Below are 22,242 nucleotides of genomic sequence, written 5' to 3' on the forward strand. Positions count from 1 at the left end.
CCCCAGGTGGGCGGCGGGCAGGCGGGGGCGGTTGGGCGGCCCTCCTCGGGCCCGCCCGGCGATTCGTGTAATTCACATGAAACTTCGCTAAATACCTGACGGTAATTCTCGTTTGTCGTAGCCCAAGTGGCTGACAACCGGTGTCCGGTTCCTGTACTAAATAGCCTCGTGAACACCTGGGGATGGTTGAGCGAGGCGGCAAGTCCCTTGAACGTGTGACGCCTTCCGAAAGGGCGTCCCACCTGCGTCGGAGCGGCTGAGACAGCCGGACCACCCGCCACTGGGGGCGGGGGAGCTGGGGGAATTGTGGTTCAGGAAGTTCGGATTCGGCTGTTCAAGTTCAGCCCTGTCTTCGAGTTCGGTCTCGGTAAGCTGCTGGGTTCTGTCCCGGGCTTCCAGGTGATCGTCGATCGCGGTATCAGCAGGCCGGGTCACGTCGACGTCGTCTCCGCGACGAGCGCCGACGTCGGCACGGTCGTGCGCCTGTCCTCGCGGGCGCGCGTGCTGGTGCTGACCGATTCGCCGGACACCGAGCAGGCGCAGCGCTACTTCCTCGCGGGGGCGCTCGGCTGCGTGCACGCCTCAGCGCCGCTGCGCACGGTGGTGGAGGCCGTGCAACGGGTCGCGCGAGGTCAACGGTTCCTCGCGACGGACTTCGGTCTGCCCGCACCTGCGGGGCCCGCGGGCAACGAGGAACTGTCGCCGAGGGAGACCGAGGTGCTCTCGCACATCGCCAACGGCCGGACGCACGACCAGATCGCCAGGACGATGGGGATCAGCAGGCACACCGTGGACACCTACGTGAAGCGGGTGCGCAAGAAGCTCAGCCTCGGCAACAAGGCGGAGCTGACCCGTGCGGCGATCTCCTCGCAGCTGGCGCTGAGCCGGGCGAACTGACGTGAGCGCGGAAAAGCCCTCGGCCTCGGCAGGGGGCTTTTCCGTCATGTCCACAATGGACTGTTCGGAGTGCGCGCGAGTATATGGCTTCACCCATTGTCCTGTCAGTACACAAATGTGCGCCATGGGGCCATGAGGGTGAAGTAGGGCAGTGGCGCCACTCGTTCAGCCTGATGGCCTCTTTGTCGTTCACCGGACGCGTGCCAATGTGTGTCGGCGATCGTTCCGCCGACCGGGAGTGGCTGCGCTGATGTCTCGTGTTCCGACCGACGTTTCCTTCGGGTAGGCCGGAAGTGACGCGATCCCGAAAAGGATTCGTTCCGGATTACGATTTCACCTCGCGCTGGTTCCAGCACGCCGGCGCGCGGCAGCACTACCTCGACGAGGGCAGCGGTCCGCCGGTGCTCATGCTGCACGGCAACCCGAGCTGGAGCTTCTACTGGCGCAGGCTGGTCCGCGAGCTGCGCGCCGACCACCGCTGCGTCGTCCCCGACCACGTCGGCATGGGCCTGTCCGACAGCCCGGCCGAGTCCGACTACGAGTACACGATGAGCTCGCGGGTGGACGACCTCTGCGCGCTCACCGACGAGCTGGTCGCCACCGGCGGCGCCCCGGCGACGGGGTGGACGCTGATCGCCCACGACTGGGGCGGGCCGATCGGGATGGCCTGGGCCGCGCGGTACCCGGAGCGGGTGTCGCGCCTGGTCATGCTGAACACGGCGGCCTTCCCCAACCCCTTCGCGCGGTTCCCGCTGAGCCTGCGGCTGCCGCTGTGGGCGATCAAGAACACCAGGCTCGCCGAGCACCTGTTCCTGCGGCACAACGTCTTCGCGCGGGGCGCGGCGCTGCTCGGCGCGACCAGCGGGATGCCCCGCGACGTGCGCGCCGGGTACCTGCACCCCTACGGCAGCGCGCGGGAGCGGTTGGCGATCCTGCGCTTCGTCCAGGACATCCCGCTGCGACCCGGCGACCGGGCGTGGCTGGAGCTGCTCGCCGCCGAGGCCGGTGCGGCGCGGTTGGCCGATCGCCCGGCGTTCATCGGCTGGGGCGGCCGCGACCCCGTTTTCCGTTCGGCATTCCTCGACGAATGGCGAAGACGTTTCCCGCGCGCGGTGTTCCGGGTCTACCCGAAAGCCGGCCACTACGTTCTGGAGGATCGGGCACCCGAACTCCTGAAGGACATTCGCGAGTTTCTCTCCGTTTCCTGAACGGCGGCGGATCGGTATTCCCCTACTCCGGGAGCGAGTGCTGTGGGTGAAACGCGTCTGGCATGCGCCGGAATGGGCTACGCGATCGGGGCTTGCGGATCTGTCACCGAGCTTGAACGCGCCCTGTACGCGGGGAATCCGGTGCAGCCCGGCCGCAGCTGGCCCGTCGAGCGCGTCCTGGCGGAGGCGCTGCGCGACGCGGCGGTTTCCGAGCGGGACGAGCGCGTGATCACCGTGCACGTCACCGACGGCCTGCCGAATGCGCTCGCCCGCGCCGCCGAGGAGCTGGCCGAGGCCGACGTGGTGCTGATCTGCCAAGAGCGCGACGGCGGCGCGGTCGCCGTGGCGCTGACCAAGCCCGGCAGGCCAGCGCCCAAGGTCTACGCGACCCTGGAAGTTCCCGAAACCGCTGCTCAGGCCTGCTTGACGGACGTCGTCAAACACGCGCTGAGGCTGTACTTCCGCTATCAGGAGAGCGGTGGCGCGAGCGTCCCGTGGCTGCGCGAGGCCGACGGCGGCCCGCTGCGGAGCACCGTGGGCGGCCTGAGCCTCACCGGTGCCACCACGCGCGACCAGACCGCCGCGCTGGACTGGCACCACGCCACCGACGTGGTGCTCCTGCCCGTGTGCGGCAGGGACACCGACGACCTCATGAGGGTGATCGCCGAGACCAAGGAGGCGGTCGAAGCGGGCGCCGACCTCGCCGAACTGGTCGCCGACGACCGCGACGCCCCGCTGCGAGCGGTGTTCTGCGCGCCGCCCGGCTCGATCGTCCGCGAGCTGGACCGCGCCCTTGCCTCGCTGCCCCGCGCGCACGCCGACGGCAAGGACTGGGCCAGCCCGAGCGGCAGCTTCTGCGCCGCACGGCCGATCGGCGCGGACGGTCGCGTCGCACTGGTCTACCCGGGCCTGTTCACGCTGTACCCCGGGCTGAGCCGCGAGCTGATGCGGCTGTTCCCGGTGGTGCACGCCGACCTGGAAGCCATCGCCTTCGCCACGGGCAAGGTCGGCTACCGGGACCTGACGCAGCGCCTCATGGGCACCGAGGACGAGGCGGAGCTGGAGCGCGAGCTGGTCAACGACCTGGGCGCCTTGTGCTCGATCGGCGTCGCCTTCACCGCCGCGCACACCCGGCTGCTGCGCGTGCTGCTCGGCCGCCGGGACTTCGGCGCGCTCGGCTACAGCCTCGGCGAGGTCAGCATGGTCGTGGCCGCCCAGACCGATCTGCGTGACCTGTGGGCCGTCGAGGGGGCGGCGACGACACCACTGCTCGGCGACGGCATCGCCGCGTCGGAGCGCATCGTCCGGCGGAAGTGGGAGATCCCGGACTCCGGCACCGGCCCGGTGTGGGGCTCCCGCGTGGTGGTCGGCGACCCGGCGAAGGTGCTCGCGGCGGTGCGCGGCCGGGACCGCGTCTTCCTGAGCCACGTCAACACCCCCGGCGAGGTCGTGCTGACCGGCGATCCCGCCGCGTGCGCCGCGGTGGCCACCGAACTGGGGCTGCCGAGCGTTCCGTCAGCGCACAGCCACATCTTCCACACGCCGCTGATGGAACGGGATTACTTCCAGGGCGCCTTCGGCCGTCCGGTCGAGCTCGACCCCGACGTCGAGCTGTTCAGCGCCCACGAGAACCGGCCGCTGCCCAGGGGATCGGGCGACGTCGGCGGCCAGATCGAGACGATGCTCAGCCGCCGCGTCGACTTCGCGAAGGTCGTGCGCGCGGCGTACGTGCAGGGCTACCGCTACTTCCTGGAGGTCGGCCCCGGCGGTGTGTGCACCCGCTGGATCGGCGACGTCCTCGCGGGCCGCGCGCACGTCGCGGTCCCGCTCGAACGGCGCGGCGCGCCCGCCGTGAACACCGTCGCCGGACTGCTCGCGCGGTTGGCCAGCAACGGCGTCGCGCTCGACCTCACCCCGTTCTTGCCCGTGCAGAAGGAGATGACGTGACAACAGTCGATCGTGCGGAAGTGTTGACCTACGTCCGCGAGCGGATCGCCGAACACCTGAACGTGGACGTCGCCGAGGTGCCGGAGGACGCGCCGGTCTACGCGCTGCCGGAGATCGACTCGCTGAAGGCGATGCGCGCGGTGACCGAGGTGGAGAAGCACTTCGGCGTCACGGCACCGGTCGGCGAGATCATCGTGACGCGGACGGTCGGCGAGGTCGCGGACGTGCTCTGCGCGACGATCGAGGAGAGCCGCGCGTGAGCCGCTCCAGGATCAGCCAGATCGCCGTGCACCTGCCGGAGTCCGGGCGCACCACCGAGGAGGTGGAGGCCCGCATCGCGGAGCTGAACCCGGGCTTCGAGCCGCCGGAGGGGCTGATCGAGCGCTTCACCGGGGTGCGCTTCCGGCACATCGCGCCCGAGGACACCGAAGCCTCCGACCTCGCGGTCGCGGCGATCGAGAAGCTCTTCGCCGCGTGGGGCCACGGCATCGACGACGTGGACCTGCTGATCTTCGCGGCGGCCAGCATGGACGTGATCGAGCCCGCGACCGCGCACATCATCTCCGACAAGCTCGGCGGCTCGTGCCCGGTCTTCGACATCAGCAACGCGTGCAGCAGCGTGTTCAACGCGATCGAGGTCGCGGACGCGCTGATCAGGACCGGCCAGTACCAGCGGGTGCTGATCGCCTGCGGTGAACGGGTCTCGCCGGGAGCGCGCTACCGCGGCATCGCCACGATGGACGACTACGTGCACGCCGGGGCCTCGCACACCGTCTCCGACGCGGGCGCGGCGCTGCTGGTGGAGGCCAGCGACGAGCCCGGCGTCATCGGCCACCGCTCGATCGCCAACTCCAGCGCCTGGTCGGCCACGGTGGTGCCGCTGGTGCACGACAAGGAGACCGAGACCGCGCGCGTGGAGTACCTGGGCGTGAAGACCCTGGACCTGATGAAGGGGCTGGACCAGGCCGACATCACGCCGCTGCTCGACGCCGTCGCGGGCTTCGGCCTGAAGATGGACGACTTCGCGGTGGTGTGCATCCACCAGGCCGTGCTCGCCTACGTCGAGGTGTTCTGCGAGCGCGCCGGGATTCCGCAGGAGCGCACCATCGTGACGTTGGCCGACCACGGCAACGTGGCCGCGGCGACGCTCCCGCTGCAACTGGTGAAGGCCGTGGAGAGCGGTCGGCTGAACCCCGGTGACAAGGTGCTGCTCATCGGCCTGGCCAGCGGGCTCAGCCTCGGCGTGATGGCGATGCGATGGTGAGCCGGCACGCGCACGACTTCCTCGCCGCCTTCGAGGACACCGTGCGGCACCGCCCGGAGACCACCGCGCTGTGGTGGCCCTCGGGCAGCGGCGCGTACTCGATGATGAGCTACGCCGACCTGGGCGCGCTCGGCGAGGAGTACACGCGGGCGCTGTGGAACGCGGGGCTGCGCAAGGGAATGCGGGCCTGTGTGCTCGTTCCGCCCGGCCCCGAGCTGGGCGCGTTGTTCTTCGCGCTGGTGCGGATCGGCGTGGTGCCGGTGCTCATCGATCCGGGCATCGCGAAGACGGCGTTGCGCGCGTGCGTCGCCGAAGCCGCGCCGGAGGCCTTCATCGGGGTCCCGCTCGCCCACGCGGCGCGCGTCGTGCTGGGTTGGGGACGATCCAGCGTGCGCATCGCGATCACCGTGGGGCGCAGGTGGTTCTGGGGCGGTCTGACGCTGAAGTCCCTGTGCGCCCGGCAGGGGGAGCAGCCGCCGGAGTTCGTCGCCGACCCAGAGGCGCTTGCGGGCATCGCGTTCACGTCCGGCTCCACCGGGCCGCCGAAGGGCGTGGAGTTCCGGGGCCGCCACCTCGGCGCACAGATGCGGCTCGCCGGGCAGGTGTTCCCGATCCCCGACGGCATGGTCGGTATGTCGACGTTCCCGCCGTTCGCGCTGGCCGGGCCCGCGTTGGGGCTGAGCATGGTGGTGCCGGACATGGACCCCGTGCGCCCGGCGGAGATCGATCCGGCGACGCTGATCGCGGAGATCGACCGGTTCGGCGTGCGGGGCATGTTCGGCTCGCCCGCGCTGCTGGACCGGCTCTCGCGGTACTGCGTGGACAACGACATCGTGCTCTCGACGGTGTCCGTGGTGACCTCGGCGGGCGCTTCGCTGGACCCGCGCATCGCCGAGCGGATGCGGAAGTGCTTGCCGCCCAACGCACTGCTGTACTCCGGCTACGGGGCGACGGAGTGCTTGCCGGTCAGCGCGATCGAGAGCCGGGAACTGCTCGGAGAGGCCCGCGTCGCGAGCGAGAACGGCGCGGGCACCTGTGTCGGAACTCCCTTGCCCGACAACGAGGTGCGCATCATCGGCGTGGATGACGGGCCGATCGCGGAGTGGAGCGACGACCTCCTCGTGGAGCCCGGGGAGATCGGCGAGATCACCGTGGCCGGGCCGAGCGTCAGCGAGCGCTACCACAACCGCCCCGACGCGACCGCGCTGCACAAGATCCGCGACGGCGATCGCGTGGTGCACCGCGTCGGTGACCTCGGCCGGCTCGACGAGCAGGGCCGCTTGTGGTTCTGCGGGAGGAAGTCGCAGCGGGTCAGGGCCGCGCGCGGCGACCTCAACACCGAGCAGGTCGAGCCGATCGCCAACACCGTGCGCGGGGTCAGGCGCAGCGCGCTGGTCGGCGTCGGCCCGGTCGGGGAGCAGCGGCCCGTGGTGTGCGTGGAGACCGAGCGCGGGCTCAAGCAGGCCGACCGCGACCGCATCGCCGATGAGGTGCTGGCGCTGGTCGGCGATCGCGGCATCGAGACGGTGCTGTTCCACCCGAGGTTCCCGGTGGACGTGCGGCACAACGCGAAGATCGGCCGGGAGCGGCTGGCCCGGTGGGCGTCGAGGAGAGCGCGATGAAGATCCTGGTGACCGGCGGTGGAGGGTTCCTCGGCAAGGCGGTGTGCGCGCGACTGCTCGCGGCCGGGCACGAGGTCACGTCCTTCTCCCGCAAGCGCCACGAGGATCTCGACATCGACCAGCTCCAAGGCGATCTGCGTGACTACCCGGCGGTCAGCTCGGCCGTCGCCGGAAGGGACGCGATCGTCCACTGTGGAGCGAAAGCCGGTCAGTGGGGTGTCACGCACGAGTTCTACGGCATCAACGTGCTCGGCACGGACAACGTGATCAAGGCCTGCCGCGAGCACGGGGTGCGGCGCCTGGTGCACACCTCCAGCCCGAGCGTCGTGCACGACGGGCAGGACCTGGACGGCGTGGACGAGAGCGCCCCGTACGCGAAGCACTTCACCGGCAACTACCCCAGGACCAAGGCCGAGGCGGAGAAGCGCGTGCTGGCCGCGAACTCCCCGGAGCTGGCCACGGTCGCGCTGCGCCCGCACCTCATCTGGGGGCCGGGCGACCCGCACTTCGTGCCCAGGATCATCGGCAGGGCCAAGGCCGGGCGGATGCGGCTGATCGGCCCGCCCGGCAAGCGGATCGACACCCTCTACATCGACAACGCCGCCGAGGCGCACCTGCTCGCGGTGCAGCGGCTGGAGCCCGGGTCACCGATCGCGGGCCGCGCCTACTTCCTCACCCAGGACGACCCGCACACCGCCGACGAGACGCTGAACGCGCTGCTCGCCGCCGCCGGGCTGCCCCCGGAGACCCGCCGCGTGCCGTTCGCGCTGGCCAAGGTCGCCGCCGCCGTGGTGGAGGGCGCCTACCGGCTGGCCTCCGCGCGCTCCGAGCCGCCGCTGACCCGGATGGTGGTCGAGCACGGCGGCACCGCGCACTGGTTCGACATCTCCGCCGCCCGCCGCGATCTCGGCTACCACCCGAAGGTCAGCACCGAGGAGGGCCTGCGCCGCCTGTCCGAGTACCTCGCCAGCCAGGAGCACGCATGATCGATCTCATCCACCGGGTGCGCGAGCCGCTGCACGTCGCCCGAACACCGGACGGCGCGATCACCGTTGGCCAGGGCGAAACGGTCGGAGTGCTGCCTGCGCTCTACCCGGAGTGGCTGGGCGACCGCAGCTTCAGCGAAGCGCACAGCGTCCGTTTCCCCTATGTGGCGGGGGAGATGGCCAACGGCATCGCGACCACGCGCATGGTGGTCGCGATGGCCCGCGCCGACATGCTCGGCTTCTTCGGCGCCGGTGGACTTGCACCGTCCACAGTGGAGTCAGCGGTCGACGAGCTGTGCCGCGAGCTGGCCGGGCGGGAGAACTGGGGCGTCAACCTGATCCACTCGCCGACCGAGCCCGGGATCGAGGAGGCCGTCGCCGATCTCCTGCTCCGCCGAGGCGTTCCCCGGATCTCCGCGTCCGCCTTCATGACGCTGACCCCGGCAGTCGTGCGGTGCGCCGTGTCGGGCCTGCGCCGCGAGACCAACGGCTGGATCACCCGCCGCACCGCCGTCTTCGCCAAGCTCTCCCGCCCCGAGCTGGCCGAGCAGTTCCTCTCCCCAGCCCCCGAACCACTGCTGCGCGCGCTGGTGGAGCGCGGCCAGATCACGCCCGAGGAAGCTGAGCTCGCCCGCCACGTCCCGGTCGCCGAGGACGTCACGGTGGAGGCCGACAGCGGCGGCCACACCGACAACCGCCCGCTCTCCGCGCTGCTCCCCACGATCCTGGCCGTCCGCGACGAGCTGTGCGCGCGCCACGGCTACCACCGACCCGTCCGCGTCGGCGCGGCAGGCGGACTCGGCACGCCAGCGGCGGTCGCGGCGGCCTTCGCGCTCGGTGCCGCGTACGTGCTGACCGGCTCGGTGAACCAGGTCGCCGCCGAGGCAGGTGTCTCCGACGACGCGAAGAAACTGTTGGCGCAGGCCGACATCACCGACGTGGCGATGGCTCCGGCCGCCGACATGTTCGAGCTGGGCGTGAAGCTCCAGGTCCTCAAGCGCGGCACCATGTTCGCGGCGCGGGCGAACCGGCTCTACCAGGTCTACCGCGATCACGACGGCGTCGAATCGATCCCGCAGCCGCTGCTGGACCGCCTGGAGAAGGAGGTCCTGGGCGCCCCCGTCGCGGACATCTGGGTGCAGACCAAGCAGTTCTGGGCCGACCGCGACCCCGGCGAGCTGGAGAAGGCCGACCGCGATCCGAAGCACCGCATGGCGCTGATCTTCCGGTGGTACCTGGGCGGTTCGAGCCGCTGGGCGATCACCGGCGACCCCGCGCGGCGCAGCGACTACCAGCTGTGGTGCGGGCCCGCGATGGGTGCGTTCAACCGCTGGGTCGCGGGCAGCTTCCTCGCCGAGCCCGGCAACCGCTCGGTGGTGCCGATCGCGCTCAACCTGCTGGAGGGCGCCGCCGTGATCACCCGCGCGCACCAGGTCCGCACGTACGGCGTCGCCGTTCCCGCCGAGGCGTTCGCCTTCCGCCCCCGCCCGCTGAGTTGAGGGAGTGAGCATGTTCGAGGACTTCGCGCCCACCGTGCCGATCGCCGTGGTGGGCCTCGGCGCGCTGCTTCCCGGCTCCGACAGCACAGCGGGCTTCTGGCGAACCGTGGTCGACGGCCGCGACCTGATGACCGAGATCCCGACCGACCGCTGGCTGGTCGAGGACTACTTCGACGCCGACCCGCTCGCCGCGGACAAGACCTACGCCAAGCGCGGCGCGTTCCTGACCCCGACGGAGTTCGACCCGCTGAACTTCGGAGTGCTGCCGAAGAACCTCGAACAGACCGACGCCGCCCAGCTGATGTCCCTCATGGTCGCCGAACGCGTGCTGGCCGAGGTCGCGGGCGGTGATCCGTCCACTTTGGACCGCGAGCGGACCGGCGTCGTGCTCGGCGCCTCCGCGCTCAACCTCGTCGGAGCCCTTGCGCAGCGGCTGTCCGCGCCGGCGCTCACCCGGGTGCTCCGCGCGCAGGGCCTGCCCGAGGACGCGGTGCGCGAGACCGTCGAGCGCTTCCTCGGCCTGAACCCCGACTGGGGCGAGGCCAGCTTCCCCGGCCTGCTGACCAACGTGATCTCCGGCCGGATCGCCAACCGCTTCGACCTGCACGGCATGAACCACACCACCGACGCCGCGTGCGCCAGCTCCTTCGCCGCGCTCAACACCGCGATCGAGGAACTGGCCTCCGGCCGCGCCGACCTGATGCTCGCCGGGGGAGTGGACACCGCCAACGAGGCGTTCATGTTCATCTGCTTCTCCAAGACCCCCGCGCTGTCCCCGACCGGCGACTGCCGCCCGTTCTCCGACAAGGCCGACGGCACCATGCTCGGTGAGGGCGTGGTGATGTTCGCGCTCAAGCGCCTCGTCGACGCCGAGCGCGACGGCGACAAGGTCTACGCGGTGATCCGCGGCGTCGGCACCGCGTCCGACGGTGGCGGCACCGCGATCTACGCACCCGTGCCCGAAGGCCAGGCCCTCGCGCTGCGCAGGGCCTACGAGCGCGCGGGCTACGCACCGTCCACTGTGGAGCTGGTGGAGGCGCACGGCACGGGCACCAAGGCCGGAGACGCCGCGGAGTTCGCCGGGCTGCGCTCGGTGTTCGGCCCGGAACGCGAGGACTCCCAGTGGTGCGCCCTCGGCTCGGTCAAGTCGCAGATCGGCCACACGAAGTGCGCGGCGGGCGCGGCCGGGCTGCTCAAGGCGGTCCTCGCGCTGCACCACCGCGTGCTCCCGCCGACGATCAAGGTCGACGCGCCCAACCCCGCACTGGAGATCGAGAGCAGTCCCTTCTACCTCAACACCGAGGCCCGCCCGTGGGTGCGCGCCGCCGACCACCCCCGGCGCGCGTCGGTGTCCAGCTTCGGCTTCGGCGGCAGCAACTTCCACGTCACGGTGGAGGAGTACGTGCCGACCGGCTCCGGCTGGGCCGAACGCGCGCCGCGCTCCAGGACCGCCGCGACCGAACTCTGGCTCTTCAGCGCCGAGACCCGCTCCGCGCTGGCCGCCGACACGGCGATGTCCGCGCAGGAGAGCCAGCAGCGCTTCGACCCCAAGGCCCCTTTCCGCCTGGCCGTGGTCGCCGCCTCCCGAGCCGATCTTGAAGCGAAGATCGCCCAAGCCGCGTCGTTGGGGGAGCGGTCCTTCACCGCTCCCGGGCTGGCCTACGCCTGCGGCCCGGCCGAACTCGGCGGCGTCGCGTTCCTGTTCCCCGGCCAGGGCTCGCAGTACGTCGGCATGGGCGCCGATCTCGCGATGCAGCTACCCGTTGTGCAACGTGCCTGGGACCGTTACGGCACAAGGGAGTTCGACGGCACTCCACTGCACCGTGTCGTGTTCCCGCAGCCCGTTTTCTCTGAGGCCGATCGTGCGGAGCAGCAGGCGCGGATCACCGCGACCGAGTGGGCTCAGCCCGCCCTCGCCGCGCACAGCCTCGCGCTGCTCGACGTCGTGCGAGCCCTCGGCCTGCGCCCGGACTGCGTCGCCGGGCACAGCTTCGGCGAGCTGACCGCGCTGCACGCCGCCGGAATCCTCTCCGCCGACGCCCTCCTGTCCAGCGCCCGGCGACGCGGCGAGCTGATGCGAGACGCCGCGCGCACTTCGGCCGGAGCGATGCTTGCCGTGACCGCCACCCACGATGTCGTCGCGGCGGCCACCGCCGGGCTCGACGGCGTGTGGATCGCCAACCACAACGCGCCCGAGCAGATCGTCCTGTCCGGCACCACAGCCGGGATCGCCGCCGCCGAAGCCGCTCTCCAGGGCGTGACCACCCGCCGACTCGACGCGGCGACCGCGTTCCACAGCCCGGTGGTCGCCGACGCGGCAGCCCCGTTCGCCTCGTTTCTGTCCACTGTGGACATCAGCTCGGCGACCGTGCCCGTGTACGGGAACACCGACGGCGGCACCTATCCGTCCGAAGTGGACGATGTGCGCCACCGCCTCGCCGGGCACCTCGCCGCCCCCGTGCTGTTCCAGGCCCAGATCGAGGCGATGTACGAGGCGGGCGTGCGGACCTTCGTCGAGATCGGCGCGGGCAGCACGCTCACCGGCCTCGTCGACCGCGTCCTCGGGGACCGCTCACATCTCGCCGTCTGCCTGGACCGCCCCCGCCGCGACGGGATGAGCACCGTGCACGAAGCCCTCGGCCGCCTCGCGGTCGCCGGGGCCGAACTCGACTTCGCCGTGCTCTGGGAGGAGTACGGCCCGGTACCGCAGCCCCAGCGGAAGGACGGCGCACGGATGACGGTGAAGATCGACGGTGGGGTCTACGACCGCACCTACCCGCCCAAGAACGGCACCCTCACCCCAGCGCCTGCTCCGGTCGCATCAGCGGTCCCGGCCCCAGCAGCCCTCACCGCGGCTTCAGCCCTGGTCCAAGCCCCTGCCGTAGCCGCCGCCCCGACTTCCGTCCCTGCCGCCGTCATGCCCCCAGCCCCCGGCCACGGCCCGGCCCCGCTGGTCAACGGCCACGCCCCGACCGTCGCCCACTTCCCGACGCAGAACGGCCACGCCCCGACCGCCACGAACGGGCACGCGCCGATGGTCTTCCCGCCCCGCGCGGGCGGCGACCCGATGATGTCCCTCCTGGAGGAGACGCAACGCCAGGCCGCTCTCGCCCACGCCGACTACCAACGCCAGACGGCCGAGGCGCACGCGGACTACCAGCGTCGCGTCACCGAGAGCCACCTCGCCTACCTCCGCATGTCCGAGATGTCCCTGTCCACCCTGCTCGGCTCACCCCCACCCATCGCGGCGCAGCCCACACCGGTGGCGCGGCCCGCGCCGATCGCCTTCCAACCAGAACCGCAGCCCGCGCCGGCCGTGCTGGCACCGCCCCCAGTCAGCACCCCGCCACCCGTCGAAGCACCCGCACTGTCCGAAGTGGACATTGACGCGAAGATCCTCGAAGTCGTGGCGGAGCGCACCGGCTACCCGGTGGAGATCCTCAACCTGGACATGGAGCTGGAGTCCGATCTGGGCATCGACTCCATCAAGCGCGTGGAGATCCTGTCCGCCTTCCGCGACCAGACCGGCGACCTCCCCGACAGCGACATCGCCGAGTTCGCCGCCGCCCGCACGCTGCGCGAGGTCGCCGAGAAGGTCCGCAACCTCGGTGGCGCCCCGACGCCAGCCCCAACACCCAAACCCCAGGTCAAGGTCATCGGCGAGCTGATCCGCAGCGTGCCGACGGCCGTCCCCGCCGCTCCGGCCGGACTCGCGGTCGCGGGTCTGCACGCAGGCCCGATCGCCGTCACCGACGACGGCACCGGCTTGGCCGAAGCCCTCGTCGCCGAGCTGCGCGCGCACGGCTGCACCGCCGAGATCGACGCCGAGAACGCCACCGGCCTGATCATCCTCAACCTGGCCGACGTGGCGCCTGAACAAGCCGTACCGCACCTGACCAGCGCGATCATGACGGCTTCGGCGATCGCTGACCGCTGCGAGCTGCTCGTCACCGTCCAGGACACCGGCGGTGACTTCAGCGGCGCGCAAGGCGAGCGCGCGTGGACGGCCGGGCTCTCCGGCCTCGCCCGCACGGCCGCCCGCGAGTGGCCCGAAGCCGCCGTCAAGGCACTCGACCTCGAACGCGGCGACCGGACACCCCAAGACCTGGCCAAGGTCATCGCGCGCGAACTCCTCGAAGGCGGCCCGGACCTGGACGTCGGCCTCAGAGCGGACGGAACGCGCAACGCGCTCCACGTGCGCCCACAGCCCCTGAAGACCAACGAAACCGCGACGATCACCAAGGAGTCGGTGATCGTCGCGACGGGCGGAGCGCGCGGAGTCACCGCCGCCTCGCTCATCGAGCTGGCCAAGCGCCACCAACCCCGGATCGTCCTGCTCGGCCGAACCACGCTGAAGGTCGAGCCCGGTGGCCTGACCGCGCACACCGACGAGCCGTCACTGGTCCGCGCGCTGGCCGCCGCGGGCCAGGCCGACCCCGCCGCGCTCTCCGCGCAGGCCAAGGACATCCTCGCCGGACGGGAGGTCCACCAGACGATCACCGCACTGGAGAACGCGGGCTCCAAGGTCCGCTACACGGCCGTCGACGTGCGTGACGAGACCGCGCTGACCGACGTCCTCACGCAGGTCCGAGCCGACTGGGGGCCGATCACCGGCATCGTGCACGGCGCCGGAGTGCTCGCCGACAAGCACTTGGCGGACAAGGACGCCGCGCAGGTCGAACGCGTGCTGAGCACCAAGATCGACGCGCTCCGCACGCTGCTGCGCTCCACTGTGGACGATCCGGTGCAGGTGCTGTTCCTGTTCTCCTCGGTGGCCGGTCTCTTCGGCAACGCGGGCCAGGCCGACTACGCCGTCGCCAACGAGGTGCTGGACCAGGTGGCCGCCGCTGAGCTGGCGCGCGGGCCAGGACGCGCGGTCCGCTCGGTCGACTGGGGACCGTGGCACGGCGGCATGGTCACGCCGCAGCTCGCGGAGCTGTTCACCGGCAACGGGGTCCCGCTGATCCCCGTCGAGGCCGGAGCCGCCGCGTTCGCCGACGAACTCCTGCGCCCGAGCGCGCCGAGCAGGGTGTGCCTCGCCCAGCAGGACGGTGAAGCCCCCTCCCCGCCGACCGCCCCGACGGAGGTCGTGGTCAACGAGCGCCGCAATCCCTACCTCGTTGACCACACGATCAACGGCACCACCGTTCTGCCTGTGGTGATGGCGGTCGAGTGGTTCACCAGAGCCGCCGCGCACCCGGTCACGCTGCGGAACTTCCGAGTGCTGCGCAAGATCGCCGTGGCGGACTACCAGGGAGACGGCAGCAGGTTGACCGTCCGGAACAACGGCGGAGACGTCGAGCTCTGCGACGGCGTCCCGCACATGAGGGCGACGCTGGCCGCGAGCACGGCTGCGCGCGACTGGCCGGAGCTGGCGGACACAACGTCGCCGTTCGTCCCCGACCTCTACGACGGTTACGCGCTGTTCCACGGGCCGCAGTTCCAGTCGCTGCGCAAGCTGACCTGCGTCAACGAGTCCGGCGCCAGCGCGGAGATCGTCGGAGCCACCGAGCTGGAGTGGCCGGACGAGGCGTGGCGCACCGACGTGCCCGCGCTCGACGGGATGCTCCAGCTGGCGTGCGTGTGGGCAGGTGTCAAGCTGCGGAGCGCATCGCTGCCCATGGCCATCGGCGAGGTCCGCACCTACGGCTCGGGGCCGCTGGGCACCGGGCGGTGCGTGGTGCACGCCGGGGGAGTCGGGTCCGCGCACACGACCTGCGACGTGGTGCTCACCGACTCCAGCGGAGCGGTGCGCGCCGAGTTCATCGGTGTCGAGCTGGTGCGGCGACCGAGTTGACGGTCTTCGAGCCGATCGCAGTGGTCGGGCGCGCGTGCCAGTTCCCCGGCGCGCCCGACCCGGACACTTTGTGGCGCAACGTCCTTGAGCGCAGGAACTGCCTCACGCCGGTGCCGCCGGGCCGATGGCGGGTCGAGGGCGACGGTGTCCACAGTGGAGGGTTCGTCGAGGCCAGCGGTTCGACGGAGCCGCTGTACGACTGGGTCCTGCACGGCACCGAACGGGCGCTGAAGGAGGCCGGGGCGAGGCCGGAGGAGAGCGGCCTCGTCCTGGGCGTCCTCCCGTACCCGCACGAGGCGGCGGCGAAGTTCGCCGAGCGGGTGTGGCGCGGCGAAGCCCCGGGCGACGCGCGCGACTGGTTCGCCTCCGGCTTCCCCGCCCGCCACACGGCGACGTCGCTGGACCTCGGCGCGGGCGCGTTCGCCCTGGACGCGGCCTGCGCCTCGGCGCTCTACGCCATCAAGCACGCGTGCGATCGGCTGCACGACCGAACCGCGCGCGTGATGATCGCGGGCGCCGTCAACCGAGCTGACAACCTGTTCCTGCACAGGGGGTTTCGAGCGCTCTCCGCCGCGAGCCCGACAGGTCGCAGCCGCCCGTTCCACCGCGATGCGGACGGCTTGGTGCCCGGCGAGGGCGCTGGCTTCATCGCCCTCATGCGCCTCGCCGACGCGATCGCCGACGACGTCCCGGTGCTCGGCGTGATCCGTGGCGTCGGCCTGTCCAACGACGGCCGGGCCGGAGGCGTTCTCGCGCCGTCCCAACCCGGCCAGGAACGAGCGCTCCGCCAGGCGTACGAGCTGGCCGGGCTCGACCCCGCCACAGTGTCCTATGTGGAGTGTCATGCCACCGGAACACCCGTCGGCGACGCCGTGGAAGCACGGGCGATGGCATCGATCTTCGCGGACGCGCCGGACGTGGTGATCGGCTCGGTCAAGGCCGCGATCGGGCACACCCTCGCCGCGTCCGGCATGGCGGGCATCCTCAAGGTCCTCGGCGCGTTCGAAGCCGGAGTCCTTCCCGCGCAACCAGAATCCGTCGACCCGATCGACGCGCTGGCCGGAACCCCGCTCCGGGTGGCGGAGAGCGCCGAGGAGTGGCGCGGTCCTCGGCGTGCCGGTGTCAGCTCCTTCGGCTTCGGCGGCGCGAACGCCCACGTGGTCCTTGAGGCATGGCACGAGGGCGCTGGAGTCCCTGAGCCGCCCCCACCCGCACAGATCGCGGTCGTCGGGATGGGCGCCCGCGTCGGCAACGGCGAGAGCCTGCAAGCCTTCCGCCGAGCCTTGGCGGAGGGCAACCCCGGCCAGCTGTCCACAGTGGACGTGGACCTGGACGGCCTCTGCTTCCCGCCGACCGACCTCCGCATGGCCGAGCCCCGCCAGCTCCTCGCCCTCGCCGCCGCCCGCGAAGCCGCCAACGGCGTCGAGCTGCCCGAACGCACTTCGGTGCTCATCGGCATCGGCGACTCGGCCGCAGCCGCACGCTACGGCGCGAGCTGGCGCGGCGGCCACGACGAACAGCTCCTCGGAGCCGGAGTCGTCGGCACGATGCCGCACATCACCGCGCACCGGATCAACACGCAGCTCAACCTGACCGGTCCAGGGCTCGCGGTGTGCGCCGACGAGGAGTCCGGCCTCGTCGCACTGGAACTCGCCGCGCGCGCTCTCCGCCACCGCGAGGCCGACGCGGTCGTCGTCGGGGCGGTCGACGTGACCACCGACGCCGTCCAACGCGCAGCGCTTCGCACCGAACGCCCAGGTGACGCGGCCATCGTGCTCGTGCTCAAACGACTCGACGACGCACAGCGCGACGGCGACCAGATCATGGCTGTGCTGGGCGAAGAACCTCCGCGCGCGCAGATCGACCACCTCGTCGGCTACACCCACGCGGCCAGCGGCCTGCTCTCCGTCGCGGCAGCCATCCTGCTCGCCGAGCCCCGCCTGCGGATCTTCTCCGGGCGCGACCGCGCCGAGGTGATCACCGCGGCGCTCGCCGGTCGCGAGTCCGACGCGGGCCCCGCGCGCCTCGCGGTCCACGGCGACGTGCTCGACCAAGCCGTGCAGTGGCTCCAGCACAGATCGATCCGGCCCAGGGGAGCGTCCTATCGGAACACTCCGATCGTCGGCGAGACCGCGTTCGTCTTCACCAACGGCTCCGCCGCCGAGCCGCACGCCGACGTCCTCGACCAGATCCTCGCCGCCGGGCAGCTGAGCGCGCGGCACGTGAAGACCAGCCGCCGGCTTCTCGGCACCCCTGACGCCGTGATCGGCTACTCCTCCGGCGAGAGCGCCGCGCTCACCGCGATGGGCGTCTGGACCAACGCGGCCGAACACGCCGAAGAAGCCCGGCGCAGCGGCCTGTTCGACAAGGAGATCGGCGGCGAGTACCGCACCATCCGGCGAGCCTGGGCCGCCCTGGGCGTCGAGGGCGAGAGCTGGGCGAGCTACGCCGTGCCCGTGACCGCCTCGGACGCGCGCGCCGCGCTCGCCGGGGAGACCGCCGTGCACCTCATGGCGATCAACGCCCCCGACCTCTGCGTGATCGGCGGCGAGGCCCTGAGCTGCGCGAAGTGGCTCGCGCGGCACGGCATCAGCGGGGTCCGGCTCGACTACGACATGGCCGCCCACGCGCCCGAACTCGCCGAGATCGCCGCGCGCTGGTGGGAGCTGCACCACCGCCCGACGACGCCCATCCCCGGCGTCCGCTTCTACAGCTGCGCCAGCGGTGAGCCCTACGACCTCACCGCCGACTCGGCCGCCGCCGCGCTCACCCACCAGGTCCTCGGCACGATCGACTTCGTGCGCGTGATCGAACGCGCCTGGTCAGACGGTGTGCGGATCTTCGTCGAGCACGGGCCGCGCGCCCTCTGCACCTCGTGGATCACCCGCACCCTCGGCGAGCGGGACCACCTCGCCGTCGCCGTGGACACCCCGCTTCCCGAGGTCATCGCGGACCTCGCCGCGGCGGGCATCCCCCTGAACACCCAGGCCGAAAGGGCGAACATCATGCGGCTCCCGGTAGCGACCCAGACCCAGGTGATGCCGCCCGCTCCGCCCCTGCCGTCGGTGGCCCACCAAGCCAGGCCCGCGACCGTGATGGACCTCGTCACCGCCGCCCACCGCGCCGCGCTCGCCGGTCAAGCCGAGTCCTACCACCAGTTCCTCGCCTCGCACGCCGAAGCCGATCAAGCCTTCCTCCGCACGCTCAGCGCCGTCTTCACCCGCCCGGCGCCAGTCGGGTTCCCCGGCCCGAAGTTCACCCGTGAGCAGCTGGAACACCTCGCCCACGGCAAGGTCTCCGAGCTGTTCGGGCCGCTCTTCGCCGCGCAGGACCACAAGCACCGGCAAACCCGCATGCCCAAGGCACCCATGCTGCTCGCCGACCGCGTCCTGGGCATCGACGGCGAACCCGGCGCGTTGGTGCACGGCCGCGCGACCGGCACCATCTGGACCGAGACCGACGTCACCGACGACTCCTGGTACCTCGACGACTGCGGCCGGATGCCCGCCGGCCTGATGATCGAAGCCGGACAGGCCGACCTGCTGCTGATCAGCTGGCTCGGCGCGGATCTCGTTGGTGGTGACCGGGTCTACCGGCTGCTCGGCTGCGAGCTCACCCTGCACGGAGCACCACCCGCGCCCGGGGACACCCTGCGCTACGAGATCCACGTGGACGGCGACGCCCGCGTGTTCTCCTTCCACTACGACTGCCACGTCAACGGCGAGCTCCGCATGTCCGTCCGAAATGGACAGGCGGGCTTCTTCACCGACGAAGAACTCCTGGCCAGCGAAGGCGTGCAGTGGAACCCCGGCCCCACCGTCGGCACCACACCAACCGCCCGCACCACGTCGTCCTTCACCGAAGAGCAGATCACCGCGTTCACCGAAGGCCGCCCCGCCGACTGCTTCGGCCTGGACTGGGAGATCACCCGCGCCCACGTCCGCTCCCCGCGAACCGGCTCCGGCCGCATGCGCCTGTTCGACGAGGTCACCGAGTTCGACCCGCACCGCGGCCACCTCCGCGCCACCGCGCGCGTCACCCCGGACAGCTGGTTCTTCGACGGCCACTTCCACAACGACCCCTGCACGCCCGGCACGCTGATGTTCGAGGGAGCCGTCCAGGCCGCCTCCTTCCACCTCGCCGCGTGCGGGCACTCCATCGACCGCGACGGCTGGCGCTTCGAGGTCCAGGGCCAGGCCCGGCTCCGCTGCCGCCGCCAGGTCACCCCCGCCGACGCCGAACTCGTCTACGAGGTCTTCGTCTCCGCCATCGACGAGTTCTCCGTCACGGCCGACGTCCTGTGCACTGTGGACGGTGTGAAAGCCTTCCACGCAGCGGGTTTGACCGTCGCCCTCGTCCCCGACTGGCCCTTCGACCACTGGCGCCGCCTCGGCCCGCCGCGCGTGCAGAAGGCCGGGGAGACCGTCCCGCTGCGCCTGCTCGGCGGTGCCGTGGGCGAACCCGACCAGTACGGCGGGCTCCAGATGGTGCTGGCCTCGTCCTGGGGCCGCCAGCGCGAGGTGTTCGGCGAGGCCCGCGAGCGCTTCGACGGCGCCCTCCGCATGCCCCGCCTGCCCGGCCCGCCCTACCTCTTCGTCAGCCGCTTCGTCGGTGGCGACGCCCTGCCCGGCGGCGAACGCGTCGGCGACACCCTCGTCGCCGAGTACGAGGTGCCCGCCGACGCCTGGTACTTCGACGCCGGCCCCCGGCCCGTGATGCCCTCCGCCGCGCTCATCGAGGTCGCCCTCCAGGTCTGCGGCTGCCTGTCGTCGATGACCACCAACGTCTCCGAGGCGCGGGAAAGCCTCTACTACCGCAACCTCGACGGCGAGGGCACCGTGCTCAGCGCGATCACGCCGCGCACGAAGGTGCTGCGCACCACCGCTGAGCTGCGCTCCGTCTCCCGCCTGGGCAACATGATCATCAACAGCTTCGTGGTGGACGTGCTCGCCGACGGAGTGCCCGCCTACCGCGCCACCGCCGTCTTCGGCTTCTTCCCCAAGCGCGCGCTCGACGAGCAGGTAGGCCTCCCCGGCGGCCCGCCGGAGGACCTGCCGCCCGGCCGTTCCCTCGACCTCGGCCCCCTCGCCGACACCCCGCCCATGCTCCTCATGCTCGACCGCGTCACCGGCCACTGGCCCGACGGCGGGAAGGCCCGGCTCGGCAGGCTCCGCGCGGAGAAGGACGTCGACGCCGGGGAGTGGTACTTCAAAGCCCACTTCTTCCAGGACCCCGTGCAGCCCGGATCGCTCGGCATCGAGGCCCTCTGCCAGGCACTCCGGCTCCACCTGCGCGCACAGGGCCTGAGTTCCCCCGGCCACGACCCCGTGCTCGTCGGCCACGCCATGAAGTGGACCTATCGGGGCCAGGTCGTCCCCAGGACCGGCACCATGACCGTGGAGGTCGAGATCCTCTCCGTCGAGGCCGACCACGTCGTCGCCGAGGGCTGGCTGTGGTTCGACGGCCGCCGCCTCTACCACCTGAACCAGTTCGCCATGAGCACCAAGACGACCACCACCACGACCTCCGCCGCGACGCCGCCCACCGCCACGTCCTCCAACGCCACGTCGTCCACCGCGGCAACGTCCAACGCCGCGAGCTCTACCGCGGCGATGACCAACGCGGAGCGCCCGAACACCGGGCTGGACATCTCCATGCCGTCCAACGCCACCATGACCAACACGGCGATTTCCATCGCTGAGCGTCCGAACACCGGACTGGGGACTACCACGTCCGACGCCACCACGTCCGACGCCGAGCGCCCCACCACCGGACTGGGCATCACGACGACGACCAACACCGAAGCCCCGAACACCGGGCTGGCCACCATGAGCACCGAGGTCCGCCTCGACCCGGCCGACCACCCGTGGATGGCCGACCACTGCCCGGGCTGGGCCACCCCCGCCATGCCGATGATGTCCATTGTGGACACTCTCGCCGACGCCGCGGCCCGCCGCACCAGCCTCGACGTGCGCGCTGTCCGCGACGTGCAACTCCGCCGCTGGCTGCCCACCGACCACCCGCTCCGCCTGCGCACCGATCTCTCCGTGGACGGGGACACGGCGCAGGTCACGCTCCTGACATGGCGCGATGCCGCGACCGCCCAGCTGTCCAGGTTCGAGGAGGTCGCCAGCGGAACCGTCCACCTCGGCCCGTACCCGACCGCGCGCCCCGAACCGTTCGCGCAGCTCACCGACGCGGTGGAGGAGGTCGACCCGTACACGAGCGGCGAGATGTTCCACGGCCCCGCGTTCCAGTACGTCACGTCCCTGCGCGTCTCCGACACCGGCAGCACGAGCGTGCTCGACGTCCACCGCGGCTCCGTGCCGCGCGGCCGCCTGCACCAGGGCCTGCTCGACGGCATGGTGCACGGAGTTCCGGTGCACCACCTCCAACGCTGGTCTCCTGACATCGCGCCAGGTCGCGTCGGGGTTCCGCACCGCCTCGTCGCGCTCGACCTCTACGAGCCGCTGCCCGGGACAGGCACGGCGATCTCGGAGGTCCGTTTCGCTGGCCTGGCAGAGGGCAACCCAGTACTACCGACCTTTGACATGCAACTGGTGGTGAGCGGCCGAGTGGTCGCCCAGTCGCGGCTCGTCTACGTGATGATCCCGCTGGACCTGGGCGCCGCCCTGCCACTGGCGCAGCGCCGAGATTTCCTCCGCGATCGTGTGTACGTGCCAGGAGCGACGTTGTCCCGGCAGGCAGCCGAGGCAACGGTGCTCCAGGAACGCCACGTCAACGCCATGGACGTGACGCCCGGCTCCGTCTCGCGGGTGTTCGGCATCGCCCCCGGGCTGTCTCGCGAGGAACGGCTCGTGGTTCTCGCCGTGAAGGAGCACGTAGCCCGATTGGCGGAAGTGCACCCGTGCTTCGTCGAGACAGCTGGCGACAAAGCTCAGGCAAACGGCCGCACCTATGCCGTTGAGATCGTCCGAGAAGGCGACCAAGTGACCGTCACATCGCGTTGACCAGCAGATTTGACTTCTGATCATCGCCTCCGTAACTTTCTCCAGGCCAGC

10 protein-coding genes are annotated in these 22,242 nt (G+C 71.4%); all 10 read left to right on the top strand.

Annotation, left to right across the window (positions count from 1 at the left end; genetic code table 11):
• Positions 1 to 306: 306 nt before the first annotated feature.
• Complete coding sequence (locus tag CCN37_RS28995; RefSeq protein ID WP_210408259.1) at positions 307 to 897, top strand: DNA-binding response regulator; 591 nt, start codon at positions 307 to 309, stop codon at positions 895 to 897.
• A 293-nt stretch (positions 898 to 1,190) separates the two neighbouring features.
• Entirely contained in the window at positions 1,191 to 2,105 is a 915-nt protein-coding gene (locus CCN37_RS29000; RefSeq protein WP_210408260.1) for an alpha/beta fold hydrolase, read from the top strand.
• A gap of 72 nt (positions 2,106 to 2,177) precedes the next feature.
• Positions 2,178 to 4,052: a hypothetical protein gene (locus CCN37_RS40200; RefSeq protein ID WP_168200910.1), complete on the top strand. Its 1,875-nt coding sequence runs from the start codon at positions 2,178 to 2,180 to the stop codon at positions 4,050 to 4,052.
• Complete coding sequence (locus tag CCN37_RS40205) at positions 4,049 to 4,312, top strand: acyl carrier protein (RefSeq protein WP_168200911.1); 264 nt, start codon at positions 4,049 to 4,051, stop codon at positions 4,310 to 4,312. Before CCN37_RS40200 ends, CCN37_RS40205 begins: the two co-directional genes overlap by 4 nt.
• Entirely contained in the window at positions 4,309 to 5,316 is a 1,008-nt protein-coding gene (locus CCN37_RS29010; protein ID WP_086826888.1) for a 3-oxoacyl-ACP synthase III family protein, read from the top strand. The genes CCN37_RS40205 and CCN37_RS29010 overlap by 4 nt, the downstream gene beginning before the upstream one ends.
• On the top strand, positions 5,310 to 6,938 hold the full coding sequence (locus tag CCN37_RS29015; RefSeq protein ID WP_086826891.1) for a fatty acid CoA ligase family protein: 1,629 nt from the start codon (positions 5,310 to 5,312) through the stop codon (positions 6,936 to 6,938). Before CCN37_RS29010 ends, CCN37_RS29015 begins: the two co-directional genes overlap by 7 nt.
• Entirely contained in the window at positions 6,935 to 7,924 is a 990-nt protein-coding gene (locus CCN37_RS29020) for an NAD-dependent epimerase/dehydratase family protein (RefSeq protein ID WP_086826901.1), read from the top strand. The genes CCN37_RS29015 and CCN37_RS29020 overlap by 4 nt, the downstream gene beginning before the upstream one ends.
• Positions 7,921 to 9,423, top strand: a complete 1,503-nt coding sequence (locus tag CCN37_RS29025; protein WP_086826892.1) for a PfaD family polyunsaturated fatty acid/polyketide biosynthesis protein — start codon at positions 7,921 to 7,923, stop codon at positions 9,421 to 9,423. The genes CCN37_RS29020 and CCN37_RS29025 overlap by 4 nt, the downstream gene beginning before the upstream one ends.
• Positions 9,424 to 9,433: 10 nt before the next feature.
• Positions 9,434 to 15,220 carry a type I polyketide synthase gene (locus CCN37_RS29030; RefSeq protein ID WP_086826902.1) on the top strand — a complete coding sequence of 1,929 codons (5,787 nt, stop codon included), beginning with the start codon at positions 9,434 to 9,436 and terminating at the stop codon, positions 15,218 to 15,220.
• Entirely contained in the window at positions 15,217 to 22,191 is a 6,975-nt protein-coding gene (locus CCN37_RS29035; RefSeq protein WP_086826894.1) for a beta-ketoacyl synthase N-terminal-like domain-containing protein, read from the top strand. The genes CCN37_RS29030 and CCN37_RS29035 overlap by 4 nt, the downstream gene beginning before the upstream one ends.
• Positions 22,192 to 22,242: the final 51 nt, after the last annotated feature.

This window comes from Allokutzneria sp. NRRL B-24872 (assembly GCF_002155965.1).
In the GTDB taxonomy this organism is placed as follows: Bacteria; Actinomycetota; Actinomycetes; order Mycobacteriales; family Pseudonocardiaceae; genus Allokutzneria.

Coding starts and splice junctions, on each gene's coding strand:
- CCN37_RS29020 (WP_086826901.1), top strand. CDS start 6,935: ATGAAGATCCTGGTGACCGGCGGTGGAGGGTTCCTCGGCAAGGCGGTG.
- CCN37_RS29025 (WP_086826892.1), top strand. CDS start 7,921: ATGATCGATCTCATCCACCGGGTGCGCGAGCCGCTGCACGTCGCCCGA.
- CCN37_RS29030 (WP_086826902.1), top strand. CDS start 9,434: ATGTTCGAGGACTTCGCGCCCACCGTGCCGATCGCCGTGGTGGGCCTC.
- CCN37_RS40200 (WP_168200910.1), top strand. CDS start 2,178: ATGGGCTACGCGATCGGGGCTTGCGGATCTGTCACCGAGCTTGAACGC.
- CCN37_RS29015 (WP_086826891.1), top strand. CDS start 5,310: ATGGTGAGCCGGCACGCGCACGACTTCCTCGCCGCCTTCGAGGACACC.